Source organism: Gemmatimonadales bacterium (assembly GCA_036265815.1).
GTDB lineage: Bacteria > Gemmatimonadota > Gemmatimonadetes > Gemmatimonadales > GWC2-71-9 > CAVVWJ01.
This window is the reverse complement of sequence record DATAOI010000011.1, coordinates 63,990-78,722: the sequence shown is the minus strand read 5'-3', so window position 1 is coordinate 78,722 and position 14,733 is coordinate 63,990. Positions and strand designations below refer to the sequence as shown.

Sequence of the window (14,733 nt, the reverse complement as noted above, 5' to 3'; positions counted from 1 at the left end):
AGAGCTTGCAGTCGCCCCGAAAGGGGAGTGGCGGCCGATACGGAAGCTTCATATCGGCCGCCACTCGCATTATGCCGCTTCATTCCACCAGCGCGTCCGCCAGCCGGCGACCCAGGTACAATCCGGCCCCGGTGCCAACCACGCTGAGGACGAACGCGGAGAAGAGGCTCACCCGGTCGCCCACCCACCACCCGGCGGCGCCCCCGAGTGTCGCGCCCATCCACCCCAGCAGCTTGATCACCTGCCCTCCGGCTCCCGGCTGATCCCGCACGCGACCGCGGTATCACTCACTCCTGCCGTCCCGCCAGTGGCTTCACGTATCGAAGCGTCTCCGGCACGTAGCCCTGCCGCTCGTAGATCCCGCGGGCCCGGACGTTCTGCTCGAAGACGTTGAGGGTGATGAAGCGGGATCCGCGCTCCCGGGCCCAGCGTTCGGCCTCCTCCAGCAGCACCCGTCCGACACCACGGCCTTCGGCTTCCGCACTGACGGCCAGAACGGACACGTGGGCGTGCGATGCCTGCTCGAAGTAGTCGGTGAGGGATTGGAGATAGACGAACCCCGCGGCCCGGCCTTCGCCGTCCTCGGCCACCAGCAGAGCCGATCCGTCCGGAGGCGCCACCAGGGCGGCCGCCAGTGTCAGCTGCTCGGCGCGAGTGACTTCGGCGGTGGTCCGCCAGGACGGCAGGGGGAAGCCCGATGAGAGTCGAGGCGCGAGCGCGAGAATGAACTGGCGATCCGCCGGCCGCGCCGGCCGGATCCGCCAGCGCTCAGCGAGTGTCTCGGGCTCAACCGGTGCACCCATTTCTCGCCTCCCGAACAGGGATGCTCCTAGCGGAGCATATCGTACTTGCGATAGGCCGCGCAGGCGGGATCGGCGGGCCGCCGTTCTCGCCGGAGGTCGGGATACCAGAGGTCGGCCCGCGCGGTGTCTGCCGCGCTCCGGGCTCCCGCGTAGCGAGCCCGGCACTGGACCAGCACGCTCCGCAGCTCGGCGCGCATGGTCTGGACCCGTTGGGTGCGGCCGACCACGGCGGGTGCGAAGGCTACGACCGCGGAGCCCAGTAGGACGGCCGCGATCACACCGCGCGAGCGAGCGCTGCCGGCAGCGGCATCGTCACTGCCCACGAAGCTTCCCGTTGCCGGCCGGCGATCCGAACACTTCCTTCTCTACCCAGCGGAGGAGCGCCCGATCGGTCTCGGAGGATTCCTGTCCTGTCACGTGGGCCATGACTGGACGCCGCTTCCCCTCGTTCATGAGGAACCACATCGGGGGTAGGGCTGATTCGCCGCGACGCTCGCTCGCAGCGCGCGCCTCGTACGATACGAAGTGAAATTCGCGGCCGCGACAGAGGAGGCGGCGCTGCTCCGGCTTATAGCTCGACACGCAAAGCTCTCAGGGGCGGGATGGGCGCGCTACTCGCGGTGGAGCGCGCGCGACGGAGATCCACCGGGCGCGGTCTTGGTCCGCGCCCCAGTAATCTAATCGGACCGCCCGTCCAACGCACCGATGGTGTGATCCAAATCACCTTGCACCAGCGTGTTACCGCCGACGCCTCGGGTGAAATCTAGCCGATTCGGTTTTCGTTCGGATAGACACTGCGGGAAAAGGCGGGACGAGATCAGGCCGGTGGCCGCGGCGCCACGTGATCACTCCCCCTCGCCCCAGGGCTCGACCACGACGGCGGTGCCGTAGCAGATGACCTCGGTGACGCCGGACATGATCTCGGTGGCGTCGTAACGGATTCCGACGACGCCATTGGCGCCTCGCCGCTGCGCCTGCGCCAGCAGAATCTCGAAGGCGTCCTGCCGGGTGCGCTCGCAGAGCGAGCTCAGCATGCTGATGTGACCGCCGAGCAGGGTCTCCAGCCGGGCGCCGATATTGCCGAAGAGCGATCGTGAGCGCACGGTCACGCCGCGGACGACGCCGAGGGACTGGAGCACCCGGAACCCTTCGAGGGTGAAGGTCGTCGAGGTCATCGCTTCGTCCATTGCAGCGCTCCTTGCCTATGCGCCGGGATCAGCCCTGAAGTGTCTGCGCCCTCTCGACCGCGATCTCCTGGCTGGCCCGCTTATCACCACGGTCCCGCAGGTGGTCAGACATGGGGCGGCCGGACGGCAACTCGCGCGGAGGGCGAGAGCAGCAGCACGATCGCCGCGCCGAGGCACCCGAGCGCGGCGAAGAGAAACATCTGAAACCCGCTCGGCGCGAGCCATTCCAGGTCGTGCCGCTCGAAGACGATCACCGTCAGGAGATCGCCCACCAGCCAGAACGAGCCGAGGATGAGCCCGAGCACCCAGGCCCAGCGTGCGCCACGGAACAGGCCCCAGGCGACCGCCCCTGCCCCGACCACGCGGAAGGCCTCCCGGGCGATCTGACGGGTCATCCACCAGCGGTGATGAAACACGAGCCAGCCGGCGCCGAACTGGGTGACGCTGTTGAACACCACCGCGAGGGCGAAGAGCGCGAAGCAGAGCGCCGCGAGCTTGAGGCTCAGCGGAATTCTGCGGGGTTCGGGGGCGGCGGTCACCGGGGATCACCTCCGGCAGGCATGAAGTTGGCGCGCTGCCCGAGATGACTCAGGGGCACTCGCGCTCGAAGCGCGCCAGAATGTCGAGCCGATTTTCCATTGCGCCGGATTGCGCCGCCAGCCGCCAGGCATACTCCCGGCGGGTGTCCGCCGGATCGGCGCCCTGCTCGACGGCCACGTGCCACTGGGCACAATAGGCGGGCAACTCGACCTCGATGATCTGGCGTGCCGAGCGTAGCGTGGCCAGGAACGCCTGGCAGCCGGGATACGCGTCGGCCTGCATCCGATGCACCCGCTCGTGGGCCTCGACCTGGGCGATCACGGCGGAGTCGGTGAGGTCGGCGCGGAGCCGGCTCACCGCGGTATCGCCGTCGCACTGGGTCACGCCGAGGAAGTCTCCGGCCACCGCCGGACGCTGGGCGAGGAGCACCCGGGGGAGGGCCGCTCCGAGCGTCAGCAGCACCACCACTCTCAGTGCGGACGCCGCGGCGCGCCAGCTCACGCCGGATCACTCACCGAAGGCTCCGAGAAAGTCCTCCTGCACCGTGAGCGCCTCGCAGGCCGCATCGAGCCGGGCGTAGTCCGTCGCGCGCTCGCGCCGGAACTGCTCGTAGGCGAGCCGCGACTCCCAGCGATCGACCGTGAGAAAGCGGGACGGGTCGGCCGCGCTCCGAAACAGCTCCGTGTCACGGTAGCCCGGGCCCTCCCGAAAGAGTCCCACCCAGCCGCCCTCGGGGCCGTAGGCGGTCGCGAAGTCCAGCGAGCGCTCCGGCGCCGCCCGAAAGGCCCACACGATGTGGAACATGGAAAGCTCCGCGTCGACCTGCGCAAGCCGGGCGGCTACCGCTTCGGCGCCTGCTCCGGATGATCCGCCCAGTAGAGTACGTCGCGATAATCGTGTTGCGCGATCGCCAGGTAGTGCCCCAAGAGGTCCAGCCGGCCCCGGCTCAGCGAGAGCAGGGCCGCGCGGACCCGATCCACCTCGCGCTCCTGCGGGCCCACTCCGTACCTGCCGGCGAGCTCGCGCGCAGTCGGCTGCGCTTCCGGCGCGAACTCCCGCGCGAGCGCCTGCTCCGCCGCGGCCGACAGCCGGTCCATCGGGGCGGCCTAGCGGAGATCGAACAGATAGTTGTTCATCTGCTCGATGGTGGTCTGCTGCTCACTCACCTGAAACGCGAGAACATCCCCGATCGTCACCAGGCCGACCAGCGCCCCGCCCTGCCGCACCGGAAGGTGACGGATATGGCGCGCAGTCATCAGCGCCGCGCAGTCGTCGATGCTGTTCTCGGGCCCGCAGGTGACCACCGACGAGGTGTGGACTTCACCGACGGCCGTGCGCGCGGGATCCCGGCCGGCCGCGACCACGCGCCGGAGCACGTCGCGCTCGGTGAAGATCCCGGCGAGGTCGTTGCCATCCATTACCAGCACGCCGCCGATGCCTTCGTCGTTCATGAGGGTGGCGGCGCGGAGAACGGTGTCGGTGGGGCGGACCGAGATGAGCGTGGAACCCTTTCTGGCGAGAATATCTCGGACGGTACTCATGGAGACCTCCTTGGAGGAACCTCCAGTTTATGGCCGCGGACCGCCGAGCGCCACGATTCCGCTCAGGTGCCGCCGCCGATCGTGGCGGTGTACTCGAGCTCGATGCGGGCACCGAACACCAGCCCGCTGGTGGCGAAGGCACTGCGCGCAGGCAGGTGATGGGGAAAGTAGGAGACGTAGGCCTGGTTCATCGCGGCCCAGTCGTGGATATCGGCCAGCATGGCGGTGCACCGCACGACCCGATCGAGCGACGATCCGTTCTGCTGCAGTAACCGTCGAATGTTCTCCAGCGCCTGACGGGTTTCCGGCGAGATGCCGCCGGGAACCAGGTGGCCCGTGCTGTCCGCTCCGATCTGTCCCGAGAGATAGAGCATCGGCCCGACCCGCACGGCCGCCGAGAACGGCAGCGGTCCGGCGCCGGCCATCGGGATGTATCGGACCTCCTCCTCTCGAGCCGCGGGACGGCAGCTCAGGGCCACGCCCAGCAACAGGAGGACGGCAAAGCGGAGCGGCATGGCGATCCTCCTTGGGAGAGCGGTGATCAGCGGCGCTCGAGCAGGGCCAGGCGCACTCCGAGCGCGATGAACACGCCGCCGGTGATGCGCTGGAGCGCTCGGCCCGGCCCCGGGCGCACCCGCAGCCACTCGGTCGCCCGGCTGGCCAGCCATCCGACCGTGGCGTTCACCAGGAGCCCGGTCGTGTTGAAGAGCATACCGAGCACGACGATCTGCGCCGCGGGCGGGCCCCGCCGGGGATCCACGAACTGGGGCACGAAGGCCAGAAAGAAGAGAGCGACCTTGGGATTCAGGATGTTGGTCCCGGCCCCTTGGAGCACGGCATGCCACGGGGTGCGGGCCGGCGCAGATGTAGCCGCCTCCAGCGGCGACCGGCTGAGCAGCGCGCGAGCTCCGAGGAAGACGAGGTAGGCGGCGCCGACCCAGCGCACCGCGTCATAGGCCGCCGGGACGTGCGCGAGGAGCGTGGCGAGTCCGAGGGCCACGGCGCCGATGTGCACCATGCAGCCCAGGAAGATCCCCGCCGCCGCGGCCAGGCCGGTGCGGCGCCCTCCGGCGGTGCCCTGCGCCGCGACGAACAGCATGTCGGGGCCGGGTGTGAGATTGAGGGCCAGCCCAGCGGTCATGAACAAGAGGATGGTGTGTGCGGACGGCACGGCGATCACCGGGCGAGCGAGGCCACCGCCCGCGCCAGGTCCCGTGCCGCCTGCCCCACGAGCGCGAGCTCCTCGTGCCGCAGGCTGATCGATCCGCTGCGCAGGTCGTTCTCCAGGCCGTGACAGATCTCCTTGGCGCGCCGCAGACGGAATCGCTCCTGAAAGCCGCGGTAGTCATTCGCGCTGCCCGCACTCACCAGGCCCCAGAGGCGAAGCCGGAGATCGTCGACCGAGCTCTTGAAATCGGTCAGCGCCTCGACCGGGATCTCGCCGCTGCTGACGCGCTCCTCGATGGCCACGAGCGTGGCGTTGAGGGAAGCGACCTGCTCGCCGAAGCCTGGCTGAGGCATGACCCCTCCTCGGGGTTGGTGCCGCGGCTGGTCACCGCGGAGTTAGCGCTGAATCAATATCACCCCGCCGATGACGAGCGCCATTCCGAGCAGGCGCGCCGCCGTCAGGGGGTGGGGAGCGTAGCCGACCCATCCGTACTGATCGAGCAGCACCGAGGTGAGCATCTGGCCGGCGACGACGGCCGCCACCAGTGTGGCCGCGCCCAGCCGTGGGGCCAGGACCGTAGCGATCGCCACGTACGCTGCGCCGAGCAGCCCGCCGATCCAATGCCAGCCCGGGCTCCGTCCCCAGGCAGAGCCGAGAGGCAGCGGGATCTGGAGCGCGGCCACCAAGGCAACCAGCCCCACGGTCCCTACCACGAACGAGACCAGCGCCGCAGCCAGCGGGTGGCCCAGGGTGCCGCGCAGTTGCGCGTTGACGCCGGCCTGCACCGGCAGGATGACGCCGGCCAGCAGCGCGAATAGGAGAAAGAGGAGCAGTCGACTCTCCGTCCGGATGGCTAGAGACCGAAGAAGGCCAGGGTCTCGATCAGGTTGCCCAGCGTGGTGGAAAGCGCCGGATGGGATGCCTCGAGCTCACGCACCCAATCGTCGAGCCGCCCCCGCATCGACTCCGGTGCCGGCCCGCGGGCGTCGGCGGGACGGGCGAGCAGCGCCCGCAACTCGTCCGCCAGGCGGCGCAAGGAGAGGCGCTGCTCCTCGGGCAGGTCTTGAGCCCGGGCGAGCTCCGCCCGGAGCTGCTCGAGCAACGTCCGAAGTTGCTGGTCAGACATCCGCTCCACCTCCGCTCTTCTGTTGAATGGGTCCGCGCCGCTCATCGCGCGATCAACCCGTCATGGTGGCCAGATCGGCGATCGAGCCACGACCTGCGCCACCAACGGCGCCGGGAGGGCGACCGGCTCCGGCGTGTGAAGACAGAATTCCGGCGCGGGACCGAGCACCATCTGCCGCAACCAGAGCGCGCCATCGGTGCGATCGATCAGCGGCTCCAGCGCGGCGTACAGCTCGGCGTAGCTCATGCCGTCCGGCTTGGCGAACCAGGCGGCGGTCCGCTGGACATCGGCTTCGCTGCCTGCCCTGAGCCGGTACAGGCCCGCGGTCCCACCCTGGGCCGCGGCCGCCGCGGCATCGTGCGGGAGCTGGCGGGAACCGGTCACCGCCGCCTGGTTCAGCGGATCCAGCGCCGCCATGTCCTCGACCAGGTACCAATCTTCGTACGCCTCCTCTCCCGCCGCGGCCCAGGACACGCCGCGAATGGCCACCGACCGGGAGTCGATGAACCCTGGAGGCGGCGCCGCGGCGAGCGCCGCATGGAAGCGGCGCTGCAACTCCACATACGACGGCCCCGCCACGCCCTGGCGCCGCCAGTGCCAGAACACATACGCGAGCGGGCTGGCCTCTTGCCGCGACGAAGCGTGCATGCATCAGGCTCCGCCCAGCGCAGCGCGTGCGGCGGACAGGCGGGCCTGCTCGACCTGATCGTATTGGGTCCGCGCGCGGGCCTCCAGGGAGGAGAACTGAAAGCTCGCGAGCTGCGGATTCTCGGGGGCCACCACCCCGAGCGCGCGCCAGAGCCCTGCCTTGCCCTGGATGCCCAACGCCAGACTCTCGAGCCCCTCCAGGACGTCAAGGTCGGGGTGGCGGTGCCCGGTAACGGCGAGCTTCGCTTCGCCGAGCTTTTCGCTGAGCCAGGCGGCGGCCTGCTTGAGACGACTCTCGTCGCCACCTACCTTGTCCAGCACCGCCCGCAGCACCTCCTGGTCCGCCGCCACCTCCACTCGCACCGTCCGAAGCCGCTGTTCCGTGGGCGTCCCCTGCACCCGTCCGACCAGCGCGTCGATGAGCTCCAGCGCGGCCACCGAGCCGGCGAGGTGATCGTTGAGGTACACGGCGAGGCTGTCGGTGCTCATTGGCTTCCCCAGATGCCGAGACAGCGGCGAACCACGACCAGCTCGCCCAAGTGATAGGCGTTGTGGTCGGCCAGGAGGAGCAGCTCTCGCAGGATGGTCTGACCGGAGCCGTGCGCGATCGGGCCGAAGAGATCCACGCTCGCATCCAGCGCCAGACGCTTCATCGCGTCCCGATCGGCCAGGAAATCTCGTATGCTCTCCCGCCACGCCTTCTCCGTCGGAGGCGCAGCGCTTGCCGGCCAGTAGTCGCGGGGCCATTCCGGCTCGGTGTACCCTGGGTTCCGGCAGAACTCGAGAATGTCGCGTTGGGTGAGCCGCAAATGCTCCAGCAATTGCCACGGGGTGTAGGGCAAGCGATCCGGAGCCATCCCGCGCAGCTTGGCCGGAATCCCCTCGAGCGCCTTCTCGAAGCCGGCATGGGCATCCTCCCAGTCGAGCAGACTGCTCAGCTGCCGGCGAAGCGGATCGGTTTGGCTCACGCGCTGCACCTCTCTATTCCTCGTCCGGACGGGCCGGGCGGTCGGCCCGATCCATCAGATCGGCCACGTCCCCGGGCGTGAGTCCGACCTCCTCCAGAAGCGCCTCGGTGGTCGGCCCGGAGAAATCGTCGCGCCGTGCCTCGAAGATCAGCTCGAACGCGGACTCGGCGTCCAGCTTCTGCTGCTGCCGGAGCAGCCAGCCGCTCTCCTCGAGAAAGAGATGCAGCGCATGCTCCAGTGACTCGAACGCGTTTTCGCTCCACCGCTGGTCTCTCGGATGCCAGAACCTGGTGATCAGCCGGGCGCCGCTGGGCACTCGGTCATCCGGCTGTACCCCTCGCGTTATTACGACCACCAGGTGGGGCCGCCCCGGGCGGCGGGGCCGAGCCGAGGCCGGCCCGGTGGCCGTCTCCGGAGAACCGGACTCGGCCGCTTCATCGTCGAGCTCATACGAGTCCGACTCGCGCTCGGGATATGGGGTCCACTCCTGGCTGCGGCGCACTCAGGTGTCTCCCGGATGGGGGCTCGCCGAAGCGTAACCCGGGGCGGAGCCCCGAGGCCACCCGCTCGTCACCAGTCCGCCGGGCGAGTGGCGCCTCCCTCCGCAACGGCCAGACCGAGATCATCCGGCAGCCGCATCTCGTTGGTGGGCACGAATCCCAGCCGATCGTAGAGGGACCGACCCTCGCTCGACGCATGGAGCACCAGTCGGTCGAGCCGCTCCCTCCGGGCCCATTCGACGATGTGCCGCATCAGCAGCTCGGCCACTCCCTGGCGGCGCCAGGGCGGCTCGGTGAAGACATTGAGGACGATCGCGTGACGCCCGCTCGCCACGACGACCCTGCCGTCGGCGCGCCTGCGCGGATGGGGAAGCACCAGCCGCAGCTGGACGCCGGCGCCTGCGATCACCGCGTCGGGTGACTCCCGGGGGCAGGCCAGCCAGCCGACGTATTCTCCGCTTCCGATGGCCACGGTCAGCCGCTCCCGCGCGCTGGACCGGAGCGGCTCGAAGAGCTCGGGAGGGAGCTGGCCCATGTCGCGGAACATCCGAGCGCGATGTCCCGCGACCACGTCGGCATCGTCAGGCGTGGCGAGACGCACCCGGACGCGGTCCGTCATGGAGCCGAGTCGACCGACGCTTCCCGGGTTCGTCTTGCGGCGCCCGAGTCGGAGGCTTCCAGCGCACGCCGCACGCCCACGGCGCCAGGGATTCGGGAGGCCCCGAGAACGCTGTCTCGTTGCCGTTCGGACCGCTCGGTTCGCGCGTCCGGGCGGGCGGAAGGCGACGCGCAGGCGACGGGAGCGGAGAGCAGGAGAGTTCCCGCGAGAAGCATGCGATGCATCGGATTGTCTCCTTGGGTTCACTCGACCAGGTTCAGAATCTTGCGGCAGCCGCCCTCACGCCGCGTCGTATCCTCACGGCGTCTCCGGCGCAACCCGCAACGCGGCGAAGGCCTCCGCCAACTCGGGCAGCTGGTGGTTGGCATTCAAGCCGCTCGGATTGGGCAGCAGCCACAGGCCGGCCCCAGCCAGGCGCTCCTCCTGTCGACCGACTCGCGGCCGGACCACGCGAAACGCCGAGGCGTAAGCTCCAATCCCCAGAATGGCGACCCACCGAGGAGCGAGCCGCCCCACCTTCCGCTCCAACCTGATGCGCCCCGCGCGGAGCTCGGCTGAGGCGAGCTCGGCTGCGCTGGCGCTCGCGCGTGACACCAGGTTGGTGATCCCGTAGCCCGATGCCAGCAGGCGATCGCCCTCCCACGGTGCCAGCAACCGCTCGGTGAAGCCCGCGGCGTGCAGCGTGCGCCAGAACCGGTTGCCCGGCCGGGCGAAGTGGTATCCGACGGCGCTGGAATACAAACTTGGATTGATGCCGCAGAACAGCACCCCGAGCCCCGGCCCCACGAGATCCGGTACAGTGCCACCGGCGGCGGCGAGCACCTCCGATCGGGTCGGCCGGCGAAAGCTCTCGGCGCGGGGCACGGAGAGATCGATCGGTCTATCGGCTCAGGAGAGCGCCTGCTGTGTGGCGCGCCGGAACACGAAGCCCAGCAGCAAGAGCACCGCGACCAGAAACAGCAGGTGCTGCGCCAGCGCCAGGATGCGGAGCTCCCGACCCGATTTCCCGAGGGCCGGCTCGCCCGCGGATTGCGAACGCAGCAGCCCCGGCATGATCCAGGGCAGCCGGCCGAGCAGCACGGTGGCGCAGAGCGTCGACAGCGCGAACGCCGCCCAGGCCCACAGCAGCCCGCGGCCGAACGGGAAATGCACGGCGGATTGCTGCTTGAGCGGCTCCCAGAGGAGGGCGCACACGGCCGACTCGAGCGCCACCATCCAGCGACTCCACTCAGCCAGCAGCTCCAGCTGCTTCGCTCTCGAGTCCCCGTCCTCCATCAGAGCTCCGTCGGAAAAAGCGCGCTGCTGCCGTCCAGGTTTCCGGTCTCGGCATACCTCAGCGGCACTGCCTTGGGATCCAGCAACCGGGCGTCGAGCACCCGGCCGAGGACCACGTCGTGATCGCCGGCCGCCATGGATCCTTCGAGCCGGCAGTCGAAGTACCCCAGGGCGTCCTCCAGAATCGGCGCGCCACCCCGGCTCGGGCGCCAACGCACGCCGGCCAGCTTGTCGCGGTCGCGGCCCGACTGGGTTCCGAACCTGCTCGCGAGGTCGAGCTGCTCGTGCTTGAGCAGGTTGACGACGAAGCTGCCGCCGGCCTGGAGCAATGGGTAGGAGGCGTGCCCCCGGTTGATGCTGAGGGCGAGCAGCAGGGGATCGAACGAAGCCTGCATGACCCAGGCGGCGGTGAAGCCGTCGGCTTGTCCCTGGGCGGCGACACCGACCACGTAGACGCCGAGGGTGAGCCGCCGGAAGACCGCTTCGACCGGGTTCATGCGCGCGTGTGGGGAAGATTGGGCCCGAGCATGGCCGGCATACTAGTCCGGCGGCGATGTCTGCGGTTGCTCGGACGCCCGGCGCATCTGGCGGATGATCTCCGCCTGCTCCCGCTCGGCCTCATGCGCCAGAGTAGCGGATTTTCTCGCGTCCTCGGCTGCCTGCCGCGCGGTCTCGTGGAACTCCCGAATCTCCTCCTGCTTCCGACGAGCGTCCTCGGCCGAGGCCCGGATCTCCTCCCCCACACGCCGTGCTTCCTCTCGCCCCTGTCGAAGCTCTTCCGCGACCGCCCGCGCGTCTTCGGCGCTCTCCCGGCCGGCCTCCTGAATCTGACGCTGGTCCTCCAAGACAGACTGGACTCGAGACTCGTCGACACGTTGGCGCTCCGCACGGGATCGCTGCCGCTCTGCCGATCGGCGTCCGGCCTCATAATTCCCGCGGGCTTTCTTGCTGCCTTTCTTGACGCTCTTCCGGGCTGACCGGACAGAGTTCGCCCGCTTCTTCTTCATGCTTGGCCTTTTCTTCTTCATGCTTGTCCTTAACCGCCCGCCCGGCGCCCGGCCGGCCGAGCCGACTAATGAGTGTAATGCCGGTGCCAGCGCAGAAACTCCGCCAACGATGCGGCAACCGGCTGGATCTCTTCTCGCCCTTCCCGCAGGCCCAGGAGATATACCGGGCCATCTCCGAACACGCTGGGGTCGGGGACGAAAAAGTAGGGGTCGCCATGCTCGTCGTCCGCGAACGCGACCGCGCCTGAGGGAAGCGGCTTACCGTAAGGATGCAGCGCTTCCTGGTCCAGCGGGAGGAACAGGTCCAACCACACCCGGCGCGCTCCGTCGGGCTGATCGAGATAGAAATGCCCGTGCAGCAGCGCCTCGGGCGCGCCGTAGAGCTCCCGCAGAATGCCGGGTACGGGCCGGCCGAGCGCCCGCTCGATGGTGGCCCATTGCGGGTGCAGGAGCCGGTCGCGGAATGGCGAGGTGGATGTCGGAGGTGGCTCGTAGAATCCGCTCATGGTCTGGCTCGTGGCGGCCTGAGGGGGTGCGGTCGCCGGTGGAGATGCATGGGTCGAATGTAGCGCCTGAGCACGCGTCAGTCGCCTGGCGATCAGTGAAAGCTGCGGAGCGCTGACAAATCACCTCTGACGTTGGTCACCAATGATCGTAATTACAACATCTTATCACCCGCACCTCAAGTAGTTTCACTGCCCATGGCCCGCAGCATGATGCTCCCGCCGCTGGAACGCGAGGAACTGGTGCACCGCGCTCACGGCCGCTGGGTCGGTGGTGGTGATCCGGACCTGACCGCCGCGCGGTACGGTATCGACCGTGTAGGTGATCGCCCCCCGATGCCCGGCCATCACGGCGGTGCCGGGGATCCCTTGCGCGTGCACGAATCCCGGAATGGCAAAGTCGCCGCGCCGGAACCGCCCCGCGATCGTGGACATGTGCGCACGGATCGTGGCGGTGCCCGCCGAGTCATCGGCCTGCCGCTGCAGGACGATCCGTCCGCCGTCAGGAAGAGCTTCGAACACATGGGACGAGGTGTACTGGTCCACGCCCATTGCGGCCGCGCCGCGGCGCTGGAGTGCCGCAAAGTCGTCCCGAGAGCCACAGCCCAGCAGAGACCCGGGGAGCAGCATGACCAAGAGGACGCGAAGCATCGAACCTCCCGAGCGTGAGGAGCCTGGTAGAAGAGAATGCTGCCTCAGTGGCGCCCGATGGTCCAGTCGGTATAGAGTCCCATCCAGACCATCACCCCCGAGACTGCAAGGTACAGGAACGCCGTCGGCCCGTCCCCGATGGCGCTGCGCAGCCATCGCGCCTTGTAATTCTCCCAGAACCACCAGGGCCGAATCAGCGTCATGAGCGCGAGGGAGTTGCCTAAGCCGATCCAGAGCACCCGATCCCGGTTCCAGCCGAGCTCGTGGGCCAGCAACAGAAGACCGCCAATGAGCAGCACCCAGATCCCGAACAGGATGAGATTGCCGCGCCAGTGGCCCCGAGCGGGGGGTCGATCGTCTGGCACGGGCCGGTCCGAGGACCACTGACCCGCGGCGACGGAGAGCAGGGTAAGGCTCAGCAGGCCGAGCCCGATGGCCGAGGCCTTCATCTGTGGAGGCGTCACGCCGTGGCCATCGCGCGAGGCGCTAGAAGAAGCGAGTGCAGACGGCGAGCCGCTCGCGCAACACCGCCTCCTGACCGAAGTGCCGCTTGTACTCCATCGCGATCTCCTCGACGGCGCGCTGAGACACCGAATCCGCGGGATGCAGCACCGTGACGAGCTCGGTGCGCTCGTGCTCCACGATCCCGCTACGGCCCCGCCACCGGCCGTGTGCCTCGACGATGGTCAAGCCATCGGGAAATTTGGGCGTGACGACCTCGTCGAGAAACCCTTCCCATTCGGCGTCGGCCACCTCGCCCCCATTGGGGCGGTTCCGGCCGAAGTAGAGCAGATCCCGCACGAATGAAGCGTCGCGCGCCTCACAGGCCGCGCTGGGCGCCGCGGCGACGGTGGCCTCTGGCCGAGCACAGCCCACGGCGACACCCGCGGCGGCAAGTGCCCAGAGCCATCTTGAGCCCTGGGTCAGAGAGCGGGACACGCATCGTCCCGTGTGGCCCGGACCGGTGCACCCAGCCGGTCGAACGGCTGAGTGAAGCTGAAGGCGTAGGCCGTCGGCCCATGCGTCTCCAGATGCGCCAGGCGCTCGACCGCCTCGACCAGGGAGGGACGGTGCCCCGCGGGAACCCACCAGAGCGCGACATAGACCCCTTCGAAACGCTCGAACCACTCGCGCCGTTGCCGCATGACCCCGGCGTGACCGCTCCGATAGACGTAGTCGCGCAGGGACTCGAGATCGGTCCAGACCGACATGTTGATGAGCACCCGTTCGTCCGCATAGGGCCGCAGTGCCGTGGCGTCACCGTCCTCGGTCTGCAGCCGCCAGACGAACCCCGGACTGCGATCGGCCAGCGCGTTGATCTCGGCCAATCGCGCCACGAACCCACTCATGATCGGCTGGTCCATGGAGCCACGCACCCGGCCGATGTTCACCTGGGCCAACTGCTGGTCGCGCTCCTGCATAGGGAGGCTCCCTCCTTGATCGTGTTCGCTGGGGGCGGTCAGGGCATGGTCCTGGGCTGGCGCACTTCATAGTGGGCCGAGCGCTGGTCGAATCGCTGCAGCAGCGCGCGCGCCTCGGTGGGGACGACGGCGAGCTCGTACTCCGGGCCGGCGAACGCGCGCACGTCCTCCAGCGACTCGAACCACATGAGGGTCACAAACTCGACCGACTCGCGCTCCTCGCGGCGCAGCAGCTCGATCCCCCGGTAGCCGGGAATGCCGCGCTCGGCGATACCCTCGAAGATCTCGGTGCGCAGCAGCCGCTCGTAGGGATCCCCGTTCTCGCGTGTGGTCCAGCCGTGCCAGATGCGGCAGATCATGATGCTGCCTCGCCCGCGCCGAGCCGGTCGCCGGCCGGAGTGCTCAACACCTCGAAGTGGGTGACCGTCGGCTCCAGCTCGAGCAGGTAGCCGGTGTCTTCCGGGTAGTAGCGTGCCCGCTCGACGTCGGCACCGGCGAACGCCTGAATGCTCTCCAGCGAGTCCCAAAGGGTGGTGAGCAGAAAGTGGGTGACATCGCCTTCCTGCCGGCGGAACACGTAGACCCCGCGATTCCCCGGCGTCCGACGGTAGTCCGGTAACCCGGTCCGAAGCAGGTACTCGTAGTAGTCGTCGGCCCGCGTCGCCGGGACGCGTCCGTGCCATTGGCGTGCGATCATGCTTCGCTTCCCTCCACTCGGTGTCACGTACTTTAGCGGGAGACGACTCGTGAGGACACCCGGTCCAGCGCTCGGACAT

General features: G+C 68.9%; 31 protein-coding genes. All 31 read right to left on the bottom strand.

Features of this window, described 5'->3' with window-relative positions:
- Positions 1-79: 79 nt before the first annotated feature.
- Positions 80-241, bottom strand: coding sequence for a hypothetical protein (locus VHR41_01945; GenBank protein ID HEX3232929.1), 162 nt, complete (start codon positions 239-241; stop codon positions 80-82).
- Positions 242-287: 46 nt separating this feature from the next.
- Positions 288-803, bottom strand: coding sequence for a GNAT family N-acetyltransferase (locus tag VHR41_01940; GenBank protein ID HEX3232928.1), 516 nt, complete (start codon positions 801-803; stop codon positions 288-290).
- A gap of 26 nt (positions 804-829) precedes the next feature.
- Positions 830-1,126 (bottom strand): hypothetical protein, encoded by a 297-nt coding sequence (locus VHR41_01935; GenBank protein HEX3232927.1) that lies wholly within the window; start codon positions 1,124-1,126, stop codon positions 830-832.
- Positions 1,116-1,385, bottom strand: coding sequence for a hypothetical protein (locus tag VHR41_01930; GenBank protein ID HEX3232926.1), 270 nt, complete (start codon positions 1,383-1,385; stop codon positions 1,116-1,118). The genes VHR41_01935 and VHR41_01930 overlap by 11 nt, the downstream gene beginning before the upstream one ends.
- Positions 1,386-1,648: 263 nt before the next feature.
- Positions 1,649-1,990 (bottom strand): YbjQ family protein, encoded by a 342-nt coding sequence (locus VHR41_01925; GenBank protein ID HEX3232925.1) that lies wholly within the window; start codon positions 1,988-1,990, stop codon positions 1,649-1,651.
- A 104-nt stretch (positions 1,991-2,094) separates the two neighbouring features.
- Entirely contained in the window at positions 2,095-2,529 is a 435-nt protein-coding gene (locus VHR41_01920; GenBank protein ID HEX3232924.1) for a hypothetical protein, read from the bottom strand.
- 49 nt (positions 2,530-2,578) lie between these two features.
- Positions 2,579-3,031 (bottom strand): hypothetical protein, encoded by a 453-nt coding sequence (locus VHR41_01915; protein ID HEX3232923.1) that lies wholly within the window; start codon positions 3,029-3,031, stop codon positions 2,579-2,581.
- Between the two features lie 6 nt (positions 3,032-3,037).
- Entirely contained in the window at positions 3,038-3,334 is a 297-nt protein-coding gene (locus VHR41_01910; GenBank protein ID HEX3232922.1) for an antibiotic biosynthesis monooxygenase, read from the bottom strand.
- A gap of 35 nt (positions 3,335-3,369) precedes the next feature.
- Positions 3,370-3,627 carry a hypothetical protein gene (locus tag VHR41_01905; GenBank protein ID HEX3232921.1) on the bottom strand — a complete coding sequence of 86 codons (258 nt, stop codon included), beginning with the start codon at positions 3,625-3,627 and terminating at the stop codon, positions 3,370-3,372.
- A gap of 9 nt (positions 3,628-3,636) precedes the next feature.
- Positions 3,637-4,071, bottom strand: a complete 435-nt coding sequence (locus VHR41_01900) for a CBS domain-containing protein (GenBank protein ID HEX3232920.1) — start codon at positions 4,069-4,071, stop codon at positions 3,637-3,639.
- Between the two features lie 62 nt (positions 4,072-4,133).
- Positions 4,134-4,586, bottom strand: coding sequence for a RidA family protein (locus VHR41_01895; GenBank protein HEX3232919.1), 453 nt, complete (start codon positions 4,584-4,586; stop codon positions 4,134-4,136).
- A 26-nt stretch (positions 4,587-4,612) separates the two neighbouring features.
- Positions 4,613-5,242, bottom strand: coding sequence for a LysE family translocator (locus tag VHR41_01890; protein HEX3232918.1), 630 nt, complete (start codon positions 5,240-5,242; stop codon positions 4,613-4,615).
- 5 nt (positions 5,243-5,247) lie between these two features.
- Positions 5,248-5,592: a hypothetical protein gene (locus tag VHR41_01885; GenBank protein HEX3232917.1), complete on the bottom strand. Its 345-nt coding sequence runs from the start codon at positions 5,590-5,592 to the stop codon at positions 5,248-5,250.
- Between the two features lie 42 nt (positions 5,593-5,634).
- Entirely contained in the window at positions 5,635-6,072 is a 438-nt protein-coding gene (locus VHR41_01880) for a DMT family transporter (GenBank protein HEX3232916.1), read from the bottom strand.
- 20 nt (positions 6,073-6,092) lie between these two features.
- On the bottom strand, positions 6,093-6,365 hold the full coding sequence (locus tag VHR41_01875) for a DUF4404 family protein (protein ID HEX3232915.1): 273 nt from the start codon (positions 6,363-6,365) through the stop codon (positions 6,093-6,095).
- 60 nt (positions 6,366-6,425) lie between these two features.
- Positions 6,426-7,013, bottom strand: coding sequence for a hypothetical protein (locus VHR41_01870; GenBank protein ID HEX3232914.1), 588 nt, complete (start codon positions 7,011-7,013; stop codon positions 6,426-6,428).
- 3 nt (positions 7,014-7,016) lie between these two features.
- Positions 7,017-7,502 (bottom strand): hypothetical protein, encoded by a 486-nt coding sequence (locus tag VHR41_01865; protein HEX3232913.1) that lies wholly within the window; start codon positions 7,500-7,502, stop codon positions 7,017-7,019.
- On the bottom strand, positions 7,499-7,981 hold the full coding sequence (locus VHR41_01860; protein ID HEX3232912.1) for a DinB family protein: 483 nt from the start codon (positions 7,979-7,981) through the stop codon (positions 7,499-7,501). Before VHR41_01860 ends, VHR41_01865 begins: the two co-directional genes overlap by 4 nt.
- A gap of 13 nt (positions 7,982-7,994) precedes the next feature.
- The gene (locus VHR41_01855; protein ID HEX3232911.1) at positions 7,995-8,483 is read right to left on the bottom strand and encodes a hypothetical protein; all 489 of its coding nucleotides are present in this window, start codon (positions 8,481-8,483) and stop codon (positions 7,995-7,997) included.
- 68 nt (positions 8,484-8,551) lie between these two features.
- On the bottom strand, positions 8,552-9,100 hold the full coding sequence (locus VHR41_01850) for a GNAT family N-acetyltransferase (protein HEX3232910.1): 549 nt from the start codon (positions 9,098-9,100) through the stop codon (positions 8,552-8,554).
- Positions 9,101-9,397: 297 nt separating this feature from the next.
- Positions 9,398-9,964 carry a G/U mismatch-specific DNA glycosylase gene (gene mug, locus VHR41_01845; GenBank protein ID HEX3232909.1) on the bottom strand — a complete coding sequence of 189 codons (567 nt, stop codon included), beginning with the start codon at positions 9,962-9,964 and terminating at the stop codon, positions 9,398-9,400.
- 24 nt (positions 9,965-9,988) lie between these two features.
- Positions 9,989-10,375, bottom strand: a complete 387-nt coding sequence (locus tag VHR41_01840) for a hypothetical protein (protein HEX3232908.1) — start codon at positions 10,373-10,375, stop codon at positions 9,989-9,991.
- Positions 10,375-10,872: a flavin reductase family protein gene (locus VHR41_01835; protein ID HEX3232907.1), complete on the bottom strand. Its 498-nt coding sequence runs from the start codon at positions 10,870-10,872 to the stop codon at positions 10,375-10,377. The genes VHR41_01840 and VHR41_01835 overlap by 1 nt, the downstream gene beginning before the upstream one ends.
- A 42-nt stretch (positions 10,873-10,914) precedes the next feature.
- Positions 10,915-11,220 carry a hypothetical protein gene (locus VHR41_01830; protein HEX3232906.1) on the bottom strand — a complete coding sequence of 102 codons (306 nt, stop codon included), beginning with the start codon at positions 11,218-11,220 and terminating at the stop codon, positions 10,915-10,917.
- Between the two features lie 227 nt (positions 11,221-11,447).
- Positions 11,448-11,888, bottom strand: coding sequence for an SMI1/KNR4 family protein (locus VHR41_01825; protein HEX3232905.1), 441 nt, complete (start codon positions 11,886-11,888; stop codon positions 11,448-11,450).
- A 186-nt stretch (positions 11,889-12,074) separates the two neighbouring features.
- Entirely contained in the window at positions 12,075-12,536 is a 462-nt protein-coding gene (locus tag VHR41_01820; GenBank protein HEX3232904.1) for a hypothetical protein, read from the bottom strand.
- A gap of 44 nt (positions 12,537-12,580) precedes the next feature.
- Complete coding sequence (locus VHR41_01815; GenBank protein HEX3232903.1) at positions 12,581-13,000, bottom strand: hypothetical protein; 420 nt, start codon at positions 12,998-13,000, stop codon at positions 12,581-12,583.
- 22 nt (positions 13,001-13,022) lie between these two features.
- On the bottom strand, positions 13,023-13,475 hold the full coding sequence (locus tag VHR41_01810; GenBank protein HEX3232902.1) for a DUF3574 domain-containing protein: 453 nt from the start codon (positions 13,473-13,475) through the stop codon (positions 13,023-13,025).
- On the bottom strand, positions 13,460-13,957 hold the full coding sequence (locus VHR41_01805) for a DUF3291 domain-containing protein (GenBank protein HEX3232901.1): 498 nt from the start codon (positions 13,955-13,957) through the stop codon (positions 13,460-13,462). Before VHR41_01805 ends, VHR41_01810 begins: the two co-directional genes overlap by 16 nt.
- Positions 13,958-13,995: 38 nt before the next feature.
- Complete coding sequence (locus VHR41_01800) at positions 13,996-14,316, bottom strand: hypothetical protein (GenBank protein ID HEX3232900.1); 321 nt, start codon at positions 14,314-14,316, stop codon at positions 13,996-13,998.
- Positions 14,313-14,654, bottom strand: a complete 342-nt coding sequence (locus VHR41_01795) for an antibiotic biosynthesis monooxygenase (protein ID HEX3232899.1) — start codon at positions 14,652-14,654, stop codon at positions 14,313-14,315. The genes VHR41_01800 and VHR41_01795 overlap by 4 nt, the downstream gene beginning before the upstream one ends.
- Between the last annotated feature and the right edge of the window lie 79 nt (positions 14,655-14,733).

Bases quoted from the DNA above. Each gene is read 5' to 3' on its own strand.
- VHR41_01940 (HEX3232928.1), bottom strand. From the start codon at position 803: ATGGGTGCACCGGTTGAGCCCGAGACACTCGCTGAGCGCTGGCGGATC.
- VHR41_01925 (HEX3232925.1), bottom strand. From the start codon at position 1,990: ATGGACGAAGCGATGACCTCGACGACCTTCACCCTCGAAGGGTTCCGG.
- VHR41_01910 (HEX3232922.1), bottom strand. From the start codon at position 3,334: ATGTTCCACATCGTGTGGGCCTTTCGGGCGGCGCCGGAGCGCTCGCTG.
- VHR41_01905 (HEX3232921.1), bottom strand. From the start codon at position 3,627: ATGGACCGGCTGTCGGCCGCGGCGGAGCAGGCGCTCGCGCGGGAGTTC.
- VHR41_01900 (HEX3232920.1), bottom strand. From the start codon at position 4,071: ATGAGTACCGTCCGAGATATTCTCGCCAGAAAGGGTTCCACGCTCATC.
- VHR41_01895 (HEX3232919.1), bottom strand. From the start codon at position 4,586: ATGCCGCTCCGCTTTGCCGTCCTCCTGTTGCTGGGCGTGGCCCTGAGC.
- VHR41_01885 (HEX3232917.1), bottom strand. From the start codon at position 5,592: ATGCCTCAGCCAGGCTTCGGCGAGCAGGTCGCTTCCCTCAACGCCACG.
- VHR41_01875 (HEX3232915.1), bottom strand. From the start codon at position 6,365: ATGTCTGACCAGCAACTTCGGACGTTGCTCGAGCAGCTCCGGGCGGAG.
- VHR41_01870 (HEX3232914.1), bottom strand. From the start codon at position 7,013: ATGCACGCTTCGTCGCGGCAAGAGGCCAGCCCGCTCGCGTATGTGTTC.
- VHR41_01865 (HEX3232913.1), bottom strand. From the start codon at position 7,502: ATGAGCACCGACAGCCTCGCCGTGTACCTCAACGATCACCTCGCCGGC.
- VHR41_01850 (HEX3232910.1), bottom strand. From the start codon at position 9,100: ATGACGGACCGCGTCCGGGTGCGTCTCGCCACGCCTGACGATGCCGAC.
- VHR41_01840 (HEX3232908.1), bottom strand. From the start codon at position 10,375: ATGGAGGACGGGGACTCGAGAGCGAAGCAGCTGGAGCTGCTGGCTGAG.
- VHR41_01835 (HEX3232907.1), bottom strand. From the start codon at position 10,872: ATGAACCCGGTCGAAGCGGTCTTCCGGCGGCTCACCCTCGGCGTCTAC.
- VHR41_01825 (HEX3232905.1), bottom strand. From the start codon at position 11,888: ATGAGCGGATTCTACGAGCCACCTCCGACATCCACCTCGCCATTCCGC.
- VHR41_01820 (HEX3232904.1), bottom strand. From the start codon at position 12,536: ATGCTTCGCGTCCTCTTGGTCATGCTGCTCCCCGGGTCTCTGCTGGGC.
- VHR41_01805 (HEX3232901.1), bottom strand. From the start codon at position 13,957: ATGCAGGAGCGCGACCAGCAGTTGGCCCAGGTGAACATCGGCCGGGTG.
- VHR41_01800 (HEX3232900.1), bottom strand. From the start codon at position 14,316: ATGATCTGCCGCATCTGGCACGGCTGGACCACACGCGAGAACGGGGAT.
- VHR41_01795 (HEX3232899.1), bottom strand. From the start codon at position 14,654: ATGATCGCACGCCAATGGCACGGACGCGTCCCGGCGACGCGGGCCGAC.